Origin of the sequence: Bdellovibrio sp. KM01, from assembly GCF_013752535.1 — a bacterium.
Taxonomy (GTDB): domain Bacteria; phylum Bdellovibrionota; class Bdellovibrionia; order Bdellovibrionales; family Bdellovibrionaceae; genus Bdellovibrio.
In genome coordinates this window covers 1,545,078-1,561,016 of sequence record NZ_CP058348.1, presented here as the reverse complement: position 1 = coordinate 1,561,016, position 15,939 = coordinate 1,545,078, and the positions used below count along the sequence as shown (strand labels likewise).

Here is a 15,939-nt window from a genome sequence, read left to right as displayed (position 1 = left end):
TGGGCGAGTGGATACACTCGCCCTACTTCTTAGCCTCTTCGTTTTCTTAGTCGCCTTAGCCGTTTTGACCAACAAAGCGCGCGCCCAAAAACACTACGATCAAGAACTCCAACCGAACTGCCTACTGACCCGCTGGCCCCTGTTATTCGTCACCGGCCAACGCAGCTTTTTCTATTTCTCAAACTATTGGAACATCTATCCCTCGTACCTGGCAGAGCATGGCTACGAAGTCTTCCACCTCAGACTGCCATGGAGCAATCCTCTGCTGCGCCAATCCCGCCTGATAGAGTTTCTAAAATCCCAAGACGAAGCCAAAAGAAAATTCCACATGATCATGGACTCAACCACCCTCCAAGAGTTCGACTCCGTCTTACGCGAACTTCGCCCCGACTGCGTGATGAGCATTACCGAAATCAGCGGCACGGAAAACAAACCCACAACTGCCTCTTTAGCAACCCCGATCATTCCCCAAGCCACTATAGAAACCCTCCCCTCCAAAAAAGGCAGTTTCTTCATAAAGTGGTCCTACGACCTCCATCGCCTTTTACTATTCGGCCGCAACCTCCCCACTCTAAGCACCCTAGGAGCGATCGAAGCCACCCAACTACAAAACGCCCGCCTTCTTCTAGAGAGGTCACAATCCCTAGCAGAAATGGATCTAAGAGACGGCAATTAAACAACTTCAATGCCGAGGCCCTCGCTAGGGCTTTGGCCACTGCTTACCCTACACGCAGCGACCTCCGTCGGCGCACGATGCGCGAACCGGCGAAGCCGGCGACGGTGAGCCACGGATGGCGTGTCGCGGAGTTTGGGGTAAGCAGTGGCCAAAGCCCTAGCGAGGGCCTCTAGGCATTGTTAGCTGAACTTGCTTGCCTGTTACTAAGGCCCATGATGCAATGGGAATATGACTGACTATCGTGATGTGACACCTGGCAAAGAAACAAAAATGCAAACCGCAAAAGAAGTTTTCAATTACGTGATTGATTATCTTCGCCATCCTGTTCAGAAGATTAAGCACCTTCCTGACTGGAAATGGTCGACTTTGCTGATCACGATCATTGTGATCTCGATGATCTCGGGTGTGATTTCCGGTTTGATTCCGCCGAACATCTACCGCATCGGCTCCGGTTTGATTTTTGCTCCATTTATCGCAGTCGTCATGGCTTGGCTTGGAGCTGTGTTTATTTATTACTACTTCCAGGTCTTCGAAAAAAGAACCTGCTCGCTTCGCCTGATTTTTACTCTGGTCCTTTTCTCGAACATCCCGTTCTTTATTTTCCAAGCCGGTTCGGAATTGATTCCACCCATTACCTTGGTGGGTTTCGCTTTCACAGCAATGTTAATGGCCGTGGGTTTAAGTGAAAACTTTCAAATGGAAAAGCGCCGCGCTTTGCGATTGGTGACAATCCTATTCGCCTGCGTCTTCTTCCTATGGCTTTACAACCGCATCGAAGTCGCAAGAATGTAACTTTCACCTCCGCTGCGGTAACTGATTGCGTTACTCCGAATCAGAATATCCTCAACCGAAAAGCGAACTTCACAATAAAAAAAGGCATCTCTGGGGATGCCTTTTTTATTATTATTTGCAGGATGTCGATAGGACTTTTTTCCATCACTTTCTACGGCTTTTAAATCACTGGAGAAAGTAAGTCCGTACCTTTTACAGCTTATCGAAAGCTTTGATCGTCTCGTCCGTCAAATCTGAATCTGGTGTCGAGAACAAAACGCCGTTATTGCTTTCCATCACGATCGTGTAGCCTTTTTCTTTAGCGATTTTTGAAATCACTTCTTTCATTTTAGTTACGATGGGAGCAGTCAGTTCGTTTTGCTTTTTTTGCAAATCCATTTGGCTTTTTTGAACTTCTTCACGGTATTTCATCATTTGAGCTTGGAACTCCGCTTGTTTTTTGCCCAAAGCATCTTCAGACAAAACCGCTTTTTTCTTTTCCATCTCTTCGCCCAATTTCTTAAGCTCGGCTTCTTTTTTCTCGATGTCTTTTTTCTTTTTACCGAAATCAGCCTCTAGTTCGGCTTTGGCTTTTTTACCAGCCGCTGTTGCTTGAACGGCTTTTTGCATATCCACGAAACCCACTTTGCTGTCGGCTGCTTTCGCCGCAGATACAACCAACATCGCGCTCAAAATCATCATCAAATTTTTCATAAAAACTCCTCTAGATAAGTAAGCCTTTCTCATTCCCCTGACCTTGGCAACTTGAAAAACTGACCCTGCGCACTCTCAATAAAAAAGCCACGGCGCTATAGATATAAAATCCGTGGCTTTATAAACACAAAAGCCAAAGCTTTATAAACAAAAAAAGCCACGGCTTTATCAACCATGGCTTTGTACTACGACCAGAATGTCGGTAATTTTGTAAACTAGGCTCTGCCTGTGGAACCAAACCCACCGGCACCGCGTTCTGTTTCGCTCAGTTCGTGAGCCATAACAAAGTTGGCTTGATAAACCGGAGCCACGACCAATTGAGCGCAGCGCTCTTGATCACCGATAGTGACCGCAGCATCGCCCAGATTGATCACGATGATTTTAACTTCACCGCGATAGTCCGCATCGATTGTTCCTGGCGTGTTCAAAACAGTCAGACCGTTTTTTGCCGCCCAGCCACTGCGTGGACGCGCTTGGATTTCAAAACCCAAAGGAATTTCAAAGCTCAAACCTGTTGGGATCATCGCACGTTGACCTGGTTCCAAAACAACCGGGCCATCAAGTTGGGCACGAACATCCACTCCAGAAGCCCCTGCAGATTGATACTGAGGAAGCTCACCTTTAAAGTTCTCAAGGGTTTTAATTTTCACAGTTACTTTATTCATAGTTCAAACTCCTCCCACCAGTCTTTGAGATCGTCAACACCAGTGCCCAGCAAAACGCCGGATGTTTTATCAGTCGTCAGTTCATTGCGGATATAGTCGTTCACCGAATCCACCGTCACTTCGTTGATCTCTTCGATCACCGAATCCACTGACTTGTATTGGCCAAATACCATTTCATTGACTGCCAAAGATGTCATGCGATTTTCAATATCGTCGGAGCCCAGCAAAATACTGCCCTTCACCTGCGTCTTGAACATCTCCACATCCGAACGAGTCGCACCCTTTTTACGGATCTTTTGGAATTCTTTGGAAATCAACTCGCCGACTTTCTTGACACTCTTTAACTCGGAAGCCGCATAGATATTCAGCATCCCAGAATCGATGTTGGTATTTAATCCTGAGAAAATCGAATAAACCAAGCCGCGCTTTTCACGCACACTTTGGTAAAGCTTTGAAGTCATGCCGCCACCCAAAAGAGTGTTCGTGATCACCGCTTCAAAACGATGACGATCACGGAAACTCGCTGTCGGCAGCCCCAAAAGCATATGCACTTGTTCTGATTGCTTTTCCATCACACGACGACGACGCAACCAATTTGGTTTTTTGCGCGTATTCTTAAGTGTGGATTTAGCTTTCTTACCCAGGTGCTTGTGCACACCCGCCATAAACTCGTCGTGATCCAGGCAACCTGCCGCGCTCACGATGATATTTTTGCCGGTATAGTTTTTCTTATAGTAATCCATCACCTGCTTTTGCTTCATCAAAGCAATCGAAGCAGGCGTTCCCAAGATGGGACGACCCAATGGATGCTTGCCGTAAGCCTCATCATAAAGAACGTCATAAATAACGTCTTCGTGAGAGTCTTCCGACATCGCGATTTCTTGTAAGATCACGCCTTTTTCCAAGGCGAATTCTTTTTTAAGCAAATTCATATTGGAAACCAGGTCCGACAAAACGTCTAAAGCCTTTTCCCAATGATCCTTTAATACCAGCGCATGATAGCACGTGTACTCGCGAGTCGTGTAAGCATTCAGCTCACCACCCACGGATTCCAATGATTTTGCGATTTGATAAGTATTGCGGGTTTTAGTGCCTTTGAATACCAGATGCTCCAGCAAGTGAGACATGCCGGCAATGGCTGGAGTCTCGTCCCGAGTCCCCGTTAAAACCCAGATACCGATAGAAACGGCACGGGACCCTGGATGAAATTCGCTCATCACTCGGATCCCGTTAGAAAGTTCAGATTTTTTGAACAAAGTATTTATAACCTGCTCCTATGCGCCGAGGTCTTACGACTTTGGCGCGCCATCAGAGTCTACTGTTGTTGCAACAAAGCTTTGCGAGAAAGTTTCACGCGACCTGCACGGTCAACTTCAAGAACTTTTACGTCGATAGTTTCGCCTTCTTTAAGAACGTCTGTTACGGCGCGAACGCGCTCGTTAGAGATCTCAGAGATGTGTAACAAACCTTGAGTGTTCGGAAGGATTTCAACGAAAGCTCCGAATTCAGCGATTTTTACTACGCGGCCTTTATACGTTTTACCAACTTCAGCTTCTGCCACGATGTCGTTGATCATGCCGATAGCTTTTTTAGTTGCTTCAGGATCAGCGGATGCAATGTGGATTGTACCGTCGTCTTCGATTTCGATCTTAACGCCAGTCGCTTCAGTGATACCACGGATAACTTTACCACCAGATCCGATAACTTCGCGGATTTTGTCTGGACGGATTTTGATAGTCTCGATACGTGGAGCAAATTCAGAGATTTGACCACGAGGAGTTTTCATCACTTTTTCCATTTCGTTCAAGATGTGGATACGGCCGTCTTTAGCTTGAGACAACGCTTGTTCCATAACTTCGAAAGATACAGAGTCAATTTTGATATCCATTTGAACAGCTGTGATACCTTGAGCAGTACCTGCAACTTTAAAGTCCATGTCACCCAAGTGATCTTCATCACCCAAGATGTCCGTCAAGACTGCTACGCGGTCGCCCTCTTTGATTAGACCCATTGCCACACCGGCAACGTTTCCTTTAACAGGTACACCCGCATCAAGAAGAGCCATCAAACCAGAACATACAGTACCCATTGAAGAAGAACCGTTAGACTCCAAAACTTCAGATACGATACGGATTGTGTATGGGAATTTCTCATGGTCAGGAAGAACCGCTTTAAGAGCGCGTTCAGCCAAGTTACCGTGACCGATTTCACGACGAGAAGTACCGCTCATACGACCTACTTCACCTACAGAGTATGGAGGGAAGTTGTAGTGAAGCATAAATTTGCGTTTTTGAACGCCCAACAATGAATCAACCATTTGTTCATCGTCACCAGTACCCAAAGTCACCGTGCCCAAAACTTGAGTTTCACCACGAGTGAATAGACCTGAACCGTGAGCACGTGGCAAGATACCAACTTCGTTCGCTACAGGACGTACAGTTGTCGTATTACGACCGTCGATACGAACTTTGCGATCCAAGATCATCGAACGAGCTTCTTTGTATTTAAGATCTTCGATGATTGTGTTGAGTTCTTTTTTACGTTGTTTCAAAAGATCTTTGTCAGTGATGGAAGCCAACAAAGTTTTTTCAGCTTCAGAAGCTGCTGCTGCAGATGCTGCGTAACGATCTTGTTTTTCTTTGATCGCAAGCGCTGCTGCGATTTTAGGCTGCAAGAAAGCTTCAGCAGAAGATTTAAAATCTGCATCAATAGAAGGAGCTGTGTAAGCGCGTTTAGCTACAGAACCCGTTTTTTCACGCAATTCATCTTGCGCATTCAAAAGAGGGATCAATGCTTGGTGACCGAATTTCAACGCTGCCAAAGCATCTGCTTCAGAGATGAATTTCGTTTCACCTTCAACCATCAACAAACCATTGCGAGTACCCGCAACGATCATATCCATGTCGGATTTTTCCATTTGTTGTGGAGTTGGGTTGGCGATGAATTGACCGTCAACGCGAGCGATTTGAACTGCTGCCGTTGGGCCGTTGAATGGAATATCAGATACGTGAAGGGCTGCAGAAGCACCCAAACTTGCCAAGATTTCAAGAGGGAATGAACCGTCAGCAGAAAGAACAGTCGCCACAACTTGAGTTTCATAGCGGTAGCCTTCTGGGAAAGAAGGACGGATTGGACGGTCGATCAAGCGAGCAATTAGAACCGCGTCGTTTGTTGGTTTAGCTTCACGTTTGAAGTAACCACCTGGAATTTTACCAGTTGCATAGTATTTTTCGATGTATTCAACAGTCAGAGGGAAGAAGTCCATCTCTGAAGGTTTTTTAGAAGAAACAGCAGTAACGATAACCATGTTGTTACCAGAAGAAACAAGTACTGATCCATCAGCTTGTTTTGCCATACGGCCTGTTTCGATTGTGATCTGTTTTCCACCTACAGAAGTAGTTACAGTCGTTTTCATTAAATCTCCTTATTTAGCGAAAAATCGTTTTCGCCATCCGTTTGTGGAAGCCATCTCAAAAATCATTCTGAGACATTCAACAAGCCATCTTTGCTTGTTTTCGAAGTCAGCGCGATTTCTCAGCTGGCTTCCTGTTTTTTAAAGTTCGAAGGGGCTATTCAGCCCCTTCTTTAGTATCTTATTTAAATGGAGATTACTTACGGATATCAAGTTCTTTGATAAGAGTTTGATAACCTTTAACGTCTTTGCGGTGCAAGTAATCCAAAAGCTTACGACGTTGATTTACTAGAGTCACAAGACCACGACGACCGTGGAAATCTTTTTTGTGAGTAGTGAAGTGAACTGTAAGGTCGTTGATACGTGCTGTAAGCAAAGCAACTTGTACTTGTGCTGAACCAGTATCTAGGCCTGCAGTTTTGAACTTGTTAACGATCTGTGCTTTTTGTTCTTTAGTGACTGCCATTAGCGTCTCCTGTGTTGGCGTTACCGCCGGTTTGTAAACTCCCCACCTTAGTCGTCATGGCTGTCGATCCTAGGCAGGTTTTGTAAGGTTCTATCTGAGCCCGCAAGCGGGGTCAAGTAGTGAAAATAATTAGTATTTGAATACGCGCTTCAGGACAAATCCTCGTCCTGGCTCGAGGCCAACAATGGCCAAAAGCTTCCCACCCTCCAAGGCAAGAATCTGCACGTATTGGTCTTCATCGGGCTTAAAAACAGCTATAAGCTGGCTACGCAGGTCATGGCTGATCTGGCCATTCCCCAAAAGCACCTGATCCTGTCCCTTCACGCGGATACGCTTCACCATCGGTAAAGCGGCATCCATCGCCACAAAAGCCGGTGAAAAAGTGCTCTTTTTTACACACTCCTCAATGGCCTCCAGGGTTTGCCCCTGCTGCAAATGATAGGGGGCTGAATAAGTTCTGCGCAGAGCACTCATCGCCGCACCACAGCCAAGAGCCTGCCCCAAAAGATCCACCCATGTACGAATGTAGCTGCCTTTAGAGCAACGAAGATCGAACTCAGCCCAATCCTCCCCCATTCCCAGGAATTGAACATCCCAGAAGTTCATGACCTTTTTAGGGATCACAACGTCTTTATCCTGGCGGGCATATTCGTATAGCTTTTTACCCTGAACTTTGATGGCCGAGTAAATCGGAACTTCCACTTCCATCTCACCTTGAAGCTTCATAGCTTCCGCAAGCAAAGTTTCCTGCACCAAATTGACGGGCTTGGTTTCCAAAGTTTCTCCGGTGGTATCCAGGGTGTCGGTGCGAATCCCAAATTGAATTCGCACGCGGTAACCCTTGTCACCTTCCAGAATGTATTGAGAAAGCTTGGTCGCTTCATTGATCAGGCAGGCCATCAAGCCTGACGCCATAGGATCCAAGGTGCCGGAGTGACCGACAGACTTTGTGCCCATAATACGACGCAAACGCGAAACCACGTCATGGCTGGAAATGCCGGATGGTTTATCAACAAGTAACAAACCATTGAAATCGACGCTGATCCGTTTAGCCGGAGGCGTTTTTGAATTTTCAGAATTATTCGTCATCAGACTCTGAGTCTTCTTTAGGCTCTTTGGATTTTCTTTCCAACTCAAGATCAGAAAGAATGCGTTCCACTTTCAAAACCTGCTCTGTGGCGTGATCCACATAGAAAGTCAGTTTTGGGCAATAACGCATTTTAAGTTCTTTGCCGATAAAGTTTTGAATTTCGAAAGCGCGCTCTTGCAACAACTCCAATGCCAATTCTTGATCTTTATCGGACCCCAGAACACTGACATAGACTTTTGCGGCACGCAAATCCGCTGGCATCTTAACTGAAGCCACCGTCACCAAACCTGGCAACGGTACTTTGAAACCACGGATCAAAAACTGAGCGATGGTAGCTTGAATTTCACGTTCTACGCGAGCGACTCGGCGCCCATCACCCATGTTTTTCATTATAGACCCAATTCTCTAGCAACTTCTTTTTTAACAAAAGCTTCCATCATATCACCGACTTTAACGTCGTTGTAGTTTTCAATGCCGATACCGCACTCGTAGCCAGAAGCCACTTCTTTGGCGTCGTCTTTGAAACGTTTAAGCGATGCGATCTTGCCTTCGTAAATGATCTTATCTTCACGAAGAAGACGGATCGAATTGTTACGCTGAACTTTACCATCGATAACGAAGCAACCCGCAATCGTTCCAACTTTTGGTACGTTGAACACGTTACGAACTTCCACGCGACCCATAACTTCTTCAACCATATCTGGAGTAAGAAGACCGGACATCGCAGCTTTCATTTGATCGATCAATTCGTAAACGATCGAGTAAGTTCTGATGTCGACACCCAATTGTTTCGCTTTAGCTTGTGCGCCCAAGTCAGGACGAACGTTGAAGCCCAAAACGATACCTTTAGAAGTGTTCGCCAAAGTCACGTCATTCTCATTGATACCACCGACAGCGGCGTGGATCACACGCACTTTCACTTCCGGAGTCACCAATTTAGAAAGCATTCCGTTGATGGCCTCAAGAGAACCATGAACGTCTGCTTTCAAGATGATCGCAAGCTCTTTCACATCGCCAGATTTAACTTTAGAGAAGATTTCGTCCAAAGACATTTTCGACGCTGGAGTTGCCGCAGCTTTCGCCGCTTGTTCTTTTCTCAAAGTAGACATCTCTTCAGCTGTTTTTTCGTCTTTAACGATATCGAACTTATCACCGGCAGCTGGAACACCATCCAGACCCAAAACTTCCACTGGAAGACCTGGACCCACAGATTCAACTCTTTGACCTTTATCATTCGTCAAAGAACGAACGCGGCCTTTCATTGTACCTGCTACGATGTACTGACCAACAGCAACAGTTCCGTCTTTAACCAGAAGTGTTGCAACAGGTCCTTTGCCTTTTTCCATTTTCGCTTCGATCACAAGACCTGTGCCCGAACGTTTAGGATTGGCTTTAAGCTCACCGATTTCAGCCAACAATTTGATTTGCTCAAGAAGCTCTTTCAAGCCTGTTTTCTTAAGAGCTGAAACTTCCACGAAGATCGTGTTACCACCCCATTCTTCTGGGACGATTTCAAGTTCAGTTAATTGTTGTTTGATACGGTCCGGATTCGCACCGGGTTTATCCATCTTATTCACAGCCACGATAATAGGTACGCCAGCTGCTTTCGCATGGTTAATAGATTCTTGCGTTTGCGGCATCATACCGTCATCAGCTGCTACCACGATAACCGCGATATCAGTCGCGTTCGCACCACGAGTACGCATCGCCGTGAAGGCTTCGTGACCCGGAGTGTCTAGGAACGTGATCAATGAACCGTCTTCCAATTTAACAGAGTAAGCACCGATGTGCTGCGTGATACCGCCGGCTTCGCCTTTGGCAACGTCAGCATTACGGATAGCATCCAACAAGGAAGTCTTACCATGGTCAACGTGACCCATGATTGTAACAACTGGTGGACGAGTGATTTTTTCTGCATCCATATCACCGAATGCAGTTTCCGACGCTACGTCATCAGCAGTTTTGAATACGTTTTGAGCTTCCCAACCAAATTCAGGAACGATCAAAGCGATCGTATCGAAATCCAGCGAAGTATTCATGTTGGCCATAACACCGTTCGACATCAAAACTTTGACCAATTGAGGAGCTTTCAAGCCCATCTCCATTGCCAAATCCGTCAGCTTCATTGTGCCATTAACTTTAACGATACGTTTATGAGCTGCCGCTGTTGTGATTTGAGTTTTCTGAGCATCGCGATCCAATACGCCTTTTTTCTTTTTAGGCTGGAACACCATCTCACGCTTACGGAACTCAACGGGGTTGAACGTTTTAACTTCTTCTTCTTTTTCTTTTTCACGAGCGCTTGGCCCCGCATTGAATGCACTTGGAGCCACAGCCGGAGCTGCACCAAAGCGTTTGCGTTTATCAAACTCTTTGTTGTGGTGGTGATCGCCACCTTCAGTTGGTATCTCTGGAGGAGCTTGCTGCGCTACGAAGCCAGGACGGATGTTACGCGTTGGCGCACCACCTGCGGGGCGATTGAAACCACCCGGGCGAGGTCCTGTGAAAGAAGCACTTGCACCGCCACCTGTGCGAGGTTGAAAACCTCCACCTTGTGGACGCTCACCTTGTGAGCGCTGCGGAGCTTGTGTCTGAACGCGGGAAAGATCCATGCGTCCAATGATATTTCTTTTCGGAGCAGAAGCCGGAGTCGACGAGCTTGCGATACCGCTAGTTCCAACAACAACTTCTTTCTTACGAGCCTGAACCGGAGCGGATGCCGCTGGCGCTGCTGGAGCTTCTGTTTTCACAGGAGCCGGAGCTTCAACTTTGGCTTCCACCACTGGAGCTGCTGGAGCCGCCGCCACAGGTGTTGGTTCTGGTTTCGCAACAAGCTTTTCTTCAACCACCGCTGGAGTTGGTTCTTCAACCTCTTCCTTCGGAGCAGCCGCAGCTGCTGGCTTTTTAACTACAACACGAGTTGTTTTAGGAGCTTCCGCTTCTTCTTCAACTTCGGGTTTGGAAATTACTTTTGCTTTTGCTTCAACCGGAGCCGCTTCCTCTTTCGTCTTACGACGAATAACCGAAGGCTTCGCTGCACCAGAGGCTGCTGCCGCTGCTGCGTCTGTTTCAGCCGCTGCAGGCGCCGCTACTTTTTTAGCTGGTGCCTTGCGAGTTGCCGCTTTTTTGGGTTTTGCTTCTTCAGCCGGCTTATCGCCACCACCCAACTTAATTTTAATCTGCTCAAGAACCTGAGGATCTAACTCCGCCATATGGCTCTTAACAGGCAAATTCCATTCACGGATTTTGTCCATTAAAGCCAGCGGGGTCATCCCGATTTCTTTCGCAAATTCAAAAACTTTTGGATTACTCACTCAGTCTCCCTGTGTAGTAACTGTAACTTAAACTTTATAAATCTATTCTTCTTCAGCTTCTTGAGAGTTCAATTTTTGCAACTCTTGTTTCAACAATGCATCGGCCTGAGCTTTCGCTGAGCCACCCGCTTTGCTTTCTTTGGCAACAGTTGGAGCTGTTGGTACTGGAGTACCTTCTGCTTCATACTTAGTAAGCAAAGCTTTCGCTTCGTTAGAAAGTTTCTCTGCCTTTTCTGGATCGTCATAACCTGGGATCGTCATCAATTCCTGTACGCTTGCTTGAGCTACAGATTGGAATGAACCGAAGCCAGATTGGAAGATGTTTTGTGCCATAGTTTCGTTCATGCCTGGGATCAACATCAAATTGAAGATGGATTCCGCAGTACGAGACGCCGCTGAAGATTCAGAAATAATATCCAATTTCCAAGTCGTCAATTTAGCTGCCAAGCGAACGTTTTGACCGCGTTTACCGATAGCCAAAGACAATTGAGAATCTGGAACAACGATTTCCATTTCACGGTTTGTATCATCCAGGAATACGCGAGAAATTTCAGCCGGAGCCAAAGCGTTCACCGCAAAACGAGTGATGTCTTCATCCCAAGGAACGATATCGATTTTTTCGCCACGAAGTTCTTGTACGATGTTTTGTACACGAGAACCCTTCATACCAACGCAAGCCCCTACTGGATCAACAGTCTGGTCGTTAGAACGAACCGCGATTTTAGCACGTTGTCCTGGCTCACGAGCCGCTGCCATAATCTCAACCACACCGTCATAGATTTCTGGAACTTCCATTTCGAAAAGTTTCATCAAATAACGTTCATCAGCGCGCGACATGATGATTTGTGGACCACGAGTTGTTTGGCGAACTTCAGACAGGTAACCTTGAATACGGTCGCCTGGTTTGTATTGCTCACCAGGGATTTGCTCACGAGGTGGGATGTACGCTTCCGTACGACCCAAATCGACAACGATCGCGCCTTTTTCTACGCGACGAGCGATACCAGATGCGATTTCACCTTTACGTTCTTCGAATTCAGTGAAGATGATAGAGCGTTCAGCATCACGCACTTTTTGCATGATGATTTGTTTTGCAGTTTGTGCTGCGATACGGCCCAAGTCAGTCGCTTCCAACTTGATACCAATAGAGTCGTCCATTTGAACATTTGGATCCAATTTAACAGCGTCGTCGTAAGTGATTTCAACTTCTTCGTCGACGAATTTTTCGCGAGGTACAACTTCTTTGAACTCAAACAATTCAACTTCGCCAGTTTCTTCGTTGTAGGCCGCTTCAATTTCACGGTAAGTACCGTATTTTTTACGGGCAGCTACAAGCATGCCTTGAGTGATTGCATCGATAACGACTTGTTTGTCGATACCTTTGTCTTTACCAACTTGCTCAATCACTTTGGAAAGATCTGAAAACATATTTTCAGCCATGGCTCATCCTCTCTACTTTTTTTGACCTTTATTAATTTCAAATAAAACTTTAGCTTTTTCGATCATGCCGTACGGGATTTTAATCTCGACGTCTTTGACCACGAATCGCACACCTTGATCGTCGGCAGATTCAATAACCTCTTCGACGGTCTTAGCAGCTTTCCATTTTTTGTCCGTCACACCCATGCTCTCCAGGGACTTGGATGTTTTCAGATACACTTTCTTGCCAACCGCTTTTTGAAAGTGCCATGGTTTTACCAAGTGGCGCTCCAAACCCGGACTTGAAACTTCCAGAGCATACGCCGCGCCTGGAATGATATCTTCGTCCTTTTCCAAAACTTCATTCAACGCTTTGGAAACATTCGAACAATCTTCAAGGCTGATACCGCCCTCGTCATCTTTATCGATGAACAAGCGCAAAGTACGACCCTTGCCCATGCCTACGAATTCGATATCGTAAAGCAGACATCCCTGTGATTCAGCGGCGTCAGTTGCGATTTTTTCTACTTTATCTAACCAAGAGGGTCTCTCAGACATCTCTTCACTTCCTTTACGCACCATCTGTGCGACTTCAGCCCACCAACCCCGATACGGGTGGTTTCAGCTTACTAATGAAGTGACTCCTGCTAAAAGCCGTTGGCAAATTTCCAACTAGGGCCTGCAGCGTGTGTGGGCTCAAACATCGATTTCATAAGAATCAACGTATCTGGCCGACACATCCCGTTTTGTCCGAGGAACTCAAAAGAGAATTCAGTGGCAAAAAAAAATGGGCCTGTCTAAGGCCCATCGAACGTCCTTAATCTAGCAAAATTATCAAAGAAGCGCAAGGACTTATCTAGCCCTAGGGACAGGAGTACAAGAGCGCCGTGGCCCCATCCTTATAATAGCGCGGTCTGCGACCTGTGAGCTTAAATCCGAGCTTTTCATAGAGTTTTTGGGCCGATTCATTGCTTTCGTGCACTTCTAGCCACAACTCGCGATCTTGACCCTTTGCAGCAATCAAATGCCTAATCAAGATCTCCATCAGACCCCGGCGCTGAAATCGCGGATGCGTCGCCACCAAGGAAATCTCCCAGGCATCAGGAACTTCACGATAAAGCACAAAGCCCGCCAGATCATCCCCTTCAAAAATCCCCACGCCTTCCGCCGTCGCCATCTCTGCACCCAGCATTTCTGCCGGCCAATAAAATTGCGGAAGCATTCCACCTTGCTGGTGGATGGCCTCGACAAGTTCACGCATCGCGGGTTTATGGGGTGAATAGAGGGATTCGATTCTCATATGGACCTAAAGAAAATTTCGCACCTTGTATTTGCGCTTCATCACTTCAAACCACGAGCGCAGACGCTCTTCAAGCTGTTGTTGCGCAAGGAATGACTTAATGTTGTCTTTGATAGAGGCAAACGAAGTGCTTCCGAATTTGGCCTTATTTTTTTCGTAATAAGCAAAGGCATCGATATCTGACACGATTCCTGCCATAGAACTGGTTTTAAACTTAATAAAGCTTTTTGCGACCAATTTACGAGTGGTGAACTTATTCACCTCAACCGTCGTCGGCTGCAGCTGGCTCCAATAAGTTTTTCCGGCTGCGGCTCTTTCGATTTTGCCGACCGCTTCGTTAAGTTCCGCATCTGAAACTGTGCCCACGTTAAAAGCTTCCGCCTCCATCGCGACCACGGCCTCCAATAAAACAGCAGTCACGTGACTGCGGAATTCCTTAGATCCCGGAGACGTTTCCTGCAGAGTGTTTTTCTTGGCATCTTTGGGTGGAAATAAAACCGCGTCTATGACAGAAGTGATTTGAACTTCGCGGCTGGTGATCACATAGTCACCCACCTGCCCGACAGTTTCTGAAACCACTGTGGCTGCCGAAGCATGGAAAGTCATAAATAAGGAAAGAATCAGGATACGCATGGGTCTATTGTGTACCGGAGTTCCCGGCGTTGTCCAAAAAAAAAGCGGAGCTCCATTACAGAACTCCGCTACCACTGAGAAATTGGGACTGAGAGATTTTGGAAACAATTAGAAATTCATGCGACCAGAAACTGTCATTACATAGTATTGCAGTTTTTCGATTGGATTTGTGTTCATCCATTGGTTGTAGTTCGCGTTGTAGTTGCTTCCGTAGTTGATACGGCTGGAAAGGTTCCACATATATCTGAAATCCAAACCAATAGAGTATTTTGGAGAGAATTCCAAATCAGCACCAACCAACGCACCCAAGTCTACTGCGTGTGAGTTTGCATCAGACTTCATGTTGTTATTGTTGTAGTTATAGTTGTAAGTATAGTTATTCGATTTCAAATCATACGTTCTATACGAGTAAGCAACCAAACCACCGATAACTGGTTTAACGATACCATCAAAGAACTGGATCTTAGTTGCCAAAGAACCTGTGTATTGGTTGATATCAACATTGTTGTAGTACGGGTTGTTCATAGTCCATTGATTTGGACTTACAGTGTAGTTCGAGTAAAGGAACGAACCTTCAATGATGAAACCGTCAACTTTATTACCGAAAGACACACCCAGAGCATAGTTACCTTTAACGTTAGAAACGTCTGGATAATCACCCATACCCAGCAAACCCGCTACGTATTTAGTGCGTTGTTCGACTGGTTTGTTTTTCTCAAGAGAAGCAGCCATTTCCTGACGGATCAACTCGCGAGTTGCTGCGTCGTCGTTAACTTGCTTTTCAATGATAACTGGAGCCGGAGCCGCAACTGGAGCAACAACTACTGGAGCTGCTACGGGTTGTTGAACTGGAACCTGTTGTTGATTATTTAAGTTGTTAAATTTATCACCGAACAAAACGTCAGCACGACGTTTTTCGTCTTCCATACGAGATTGCTCAAGTTTTTCAACGATCTTTTGTTCAGTTTGAACCTCAGCATCTTGACGGCTCTTACGGATCGCTTCCGCACGAGATTCAGCCAAAGGCGAAGCTTCAATAACAGTTGTTGGCTGTTTTTGAACTTGCTGAGTTGCTGCAGTAGCCTGAGCTGCCTGCGCTGGTGAGTTAATAATATAGATAGGTTGTGGCTTCACAGACTGCACTTCACCTTGAGCTGCAGCAGGAAGAACTGTTGTGTTTGTCCCAACAGCTTGTTTTGGTGCTTGCTTGGCATACATAGCGTCCAATTCAGCATCAACATCACTCTCAAGGGATTGAGCCAACGCGAATACCGGCGCCATGCTCAAAGCCGCAAGGATATAGTAATACTTTTTCATAAAGTCTCCTCAGTGTGGTTTTCTAAAACCTTTTTTAATCGAATCCCTCTAGAGCAAAGCCAGTGCCAACTGGGACGATTTTCGTCCCCACCGTGTAAACCCTTGAATTTGCGAGCTTAAGCAGTCCTAAGGAACCCTGCCTATTTCGGGTGGCGGCATAAA

15 protein-coding genes are annotated in these 15,939 nt (G+C 46.2%); 2 read left to right on the top strand and 13 right to left on the bottom strand.

Going from position 1 to position 15,939, the window contains the following annotated elements:
• The first annotated feature begins 7 nt into the window (after positions 1–7).
• A complete protein-coding gene (locus tag HW988_RS07635) occupies positions 8–676 on the top strand; it encodes a hypothetical protein (protein WP_181606950.1) in 669 nt (222 codons plus the stop codon).
• A gap of 228 nt (positions 677–904) precedes the next feature.
• A complete protein-coding gene (locus tag HW988_RS07630; protein WP_181606948.1) occupies positions 905–1,468 on the top strand; it encodes a Yip1 family protein in 564 nt (187 codons plus the stop codon).
• A 192-nt stretch (positions 1,469–1,660) separates the two neighbouring features.
• Here the strand turns inward: HW988_RS07630 and HW988_RS07625 are convergent, their stop codons facing one another.
• From HW988_RS07625 to HW988_RS07565, 13 genes are all read right to left on the bottom strand, one after another.
• Positions 1,661–2,161, bottom strand: coding sequence for an OmpH family outer membrane protein (locus HW988_RS07625; protein ID WP_181606946.1), 501 nt, complete (start codon positions 2,159–2,161; stop codon positions 1,661–1,663).
• 215 nt (positions 2,162–2,376) lie between these two features.
• Positions 2,377–2,826 carry a dUTP diphosphatase gene (gene dut / locus HW988_RS07620; RefSeq protein WP_142699882.1) on the bottom strand — a complete coding sequence of 150 codons (450 nt, stop codon included), beginning with the start codon at positions 2,824–2,826 and terminating at the stop codon, positions 2,377–2,379.
• Positions 2,823–4,043 carry a pitrilysin family protein gene (locus HW988_RS07615; RefSeq protein WP_255490263.1) on the bottom strand — a complete coding sequence of 407 codons (1,221 nt, stop codon included), beginning with the start codon at positions 4,041–4,043 and terminating at the stop codon, positions 2,823–2,825. Before HW988_RS07615 ends, dut begins: the two co-directional genes overlap by 4 nt.
• 98 nt (positions 4,044–4,141) lie before the next feature.
• A complete protein-coding gene (gene pnp, locus HW988_RS07610) occupies positions 4,142–6,241 on the bottom strand; it encodes a polyribonucleotide nucleotidyltransferase (RefSeq protein ID WP_142699880.1) in 2,100 nt (699 codons plus the stop codon).
• Between the two features lie 193 nt (positions 6,242–6,434).
• Positions 6,435–6,704 (bottom strand): 30S ribosomal protein S15, encoded by a 270-nt coding sequence (gene rpsO / locus HW988_RS07605; RefSeq protein WP_088614323.1) that lies wholly within the window; start codon positions 6,702–6,704, stop codon positions 6,435–6,437.
• Positions 6,705–6,833: 129 nt separating this feature from the next.
• Positions 6,834–7,793, bottom strand: coding sequence for a tRNA pseudouridine(55) synthase TruB (gene truB, locus HW988_RS07600; RefSeq protein WP_181606944.1), 960 nt, complete (start codon positions 7,791–7,793; stop codon positions 6,834–6,836).
• Complete coding sequence (gene rbfA / locus HW988_RS07595; protein WP_181606943.1) at positions 7,783–8,184, bottom strand: 30S ribosome-binding factor RbfA; 402 nt, start codon at positions 8,182–8,184, stop codon at positions 7,783–7,785. The genes truB and rbfA overlap by 11 nt, the downstream gene beginning before the upstream one ends.
• Positions 8,184–11,108 carry a translation initiation factor IF-2 gene (gene infB, locus HW988_RS07590; protein WP_181606941.1) on the bottom strand — a complete coding sequence of 975 codons (2,925 nt, stop codon included), beginning with the start codon at positions 11,106–11,108 and terminating at the stop codon, positions 8,184–8,186. The genes rbfA and infB overlap by 1 nt, the downstream gene beginning before the upstream one ends.
• A 42-nt stretch (positions 11,109–11,150) precedes the next feature.
• The gene (gene nusA, locus HW988_RS07585) at positions 11,151–12,548 is read right to left on the bottom strand and encodes a transcription termination factor NusA (RefSeq protein WP_142699876.1); all 1,398 of its coding nucleotides are present in this window, start codon (positions 12,546–12,548) and stop codon (positions 11,151–11,153) included.
• Between the two features lie 12 nt (positions 12,549–12,560).
• A complete protein-coding gene (gene rimP / locus HW988_RS07580) occupies positions 12,561–13,085 on the bottom strand; it encodes a ribosome maturation factor RimP (protein WP_142699875.1) in 525 nt (174 codons plus the stop codon).
• A gap of 304 nt (positions 13,086–13,389) precedes the next feature.
• Positions 13,390–13,827, bottom strand: coding sequence for a GNAT family N-acetyltransferase (locus tag HW988_RS07575; protein ID WP_181606940.1), 438 nt, complete (start codon positions 13,825–13,827; stop codon positions 13,390–13,392).
• Between the two features lie 6 nt (positions 13,828–13,833).
• Positions 13,834–14,460 (bottom strand): hypothetical protein, encoded by a 627-nt coding sequence (locus HW988_RS07570; RefSeq protein ID WP_181606938.1) that lies wholly within the window; start codon positions 14,458–14,460, stop codon positions 13,834–13,836.
• A gap of 108 nt (positions 14,461–14,568) precedes the next feature.
• Complete coding sequence (locus HW988_RS07565; protein WP_181606937.1) at positions 14,569–15,777, bottom strand: hypothetical protein; 1,209 nt, start codon at positions 15,775–15,777, stop codon at positions 14,569–14,571.
• Positions 15,778–15,939 lie beyond the last annotated feature (162 nt).

Bases quoted from the DNA above. Each gene is read 5' to 3' on its own strand.
- dut (WP_142699882.1), bottom strand. From the start codon at position 2,826: ATGAATAAAGTAACTGTGAAAATTAAAACCCTTGAGAACTTTAAAGGT.
- HW988_RS07570 (WP_181606938.1), bottom strand. From the start codon at position 14,460: ATGCGTATCCTGATTCTTTCCTTATTTATGACTTTCCATGCTTCGGCA.
- rimP (WP_142699875.1), bottom strand. From the start codon at position 13,085: ATGTCTGAGAGACCCTCTTGGTTAGATAAAGTAGAAAAAATCGCAACT.
- pnp (WP_142699880.1), bottom strand. From the start codon at position 6,241: ATGAAAACGACTGTAACTACTTCTGTAGGTGGAAAACAGATCACAATC.
- HW988_RS07625 (WP_181606946.1), bottom strand. From the start codon at position 2,161: ATGAAAAATTTGATGATGATTTTGAGCGCGATGTTGGTTGTATCTGCG.
- nusA (WP_142699876.1), bottom strand. From the start codon at position 12,548: ATGGCTGAAAATATGTTTTCAGATCTTTCCAAAGTGATTGAGCAAGTT.
- rpsO (WP_088614323.1), bottom strand. From the start codon at position 6,704: ATGGCAGTCACTAAAGAACAAAAAGCACAGATCGTTAACAAGTTCAAA.
- truB (WP_181606944.1), bottom strand. From the start codon at position 7,793: ATGACGAATAATTCTGAAAATTCAAAAACGCCTCCGGCTAAACGGATC.
- rbfA (WP_181606943.1), bottom strand. From the start codon at position 8,184: ATGAAAAACATGGGTGATGGGCGCCGAGTCGCTCGCGTAGAACGTGAA.
- HW988_RS07615 (WP_255490263.1), bottom strand. From the start codon at position 4,043: ATGAGCGAATTTCATCCAGGGTCCCGTGCCGTTTCTATCGGTATCTGG.
- HW988_RS07565 (WP_181606937.1), bottom strand. From the start codon at position 15,777: ATGAAAAAGTATTACTATATCCTTGCGGCTTTGAGCATGGCGCCGGTA.
- HW988_RS07575 (WP_181606940.1), bottom strand. From the start codon at position 13,827: ATGAGAATCGAATCCCTCTATTCACCCCATAAACCCGCGATGCGTGAA.
- HW988_RS07630 (WP_181606948.1), top strand. From the start codon at position 905: ATGACTGACTATCGTGATGTGACACCTGGCAAAGAAACAAAAATGCAA.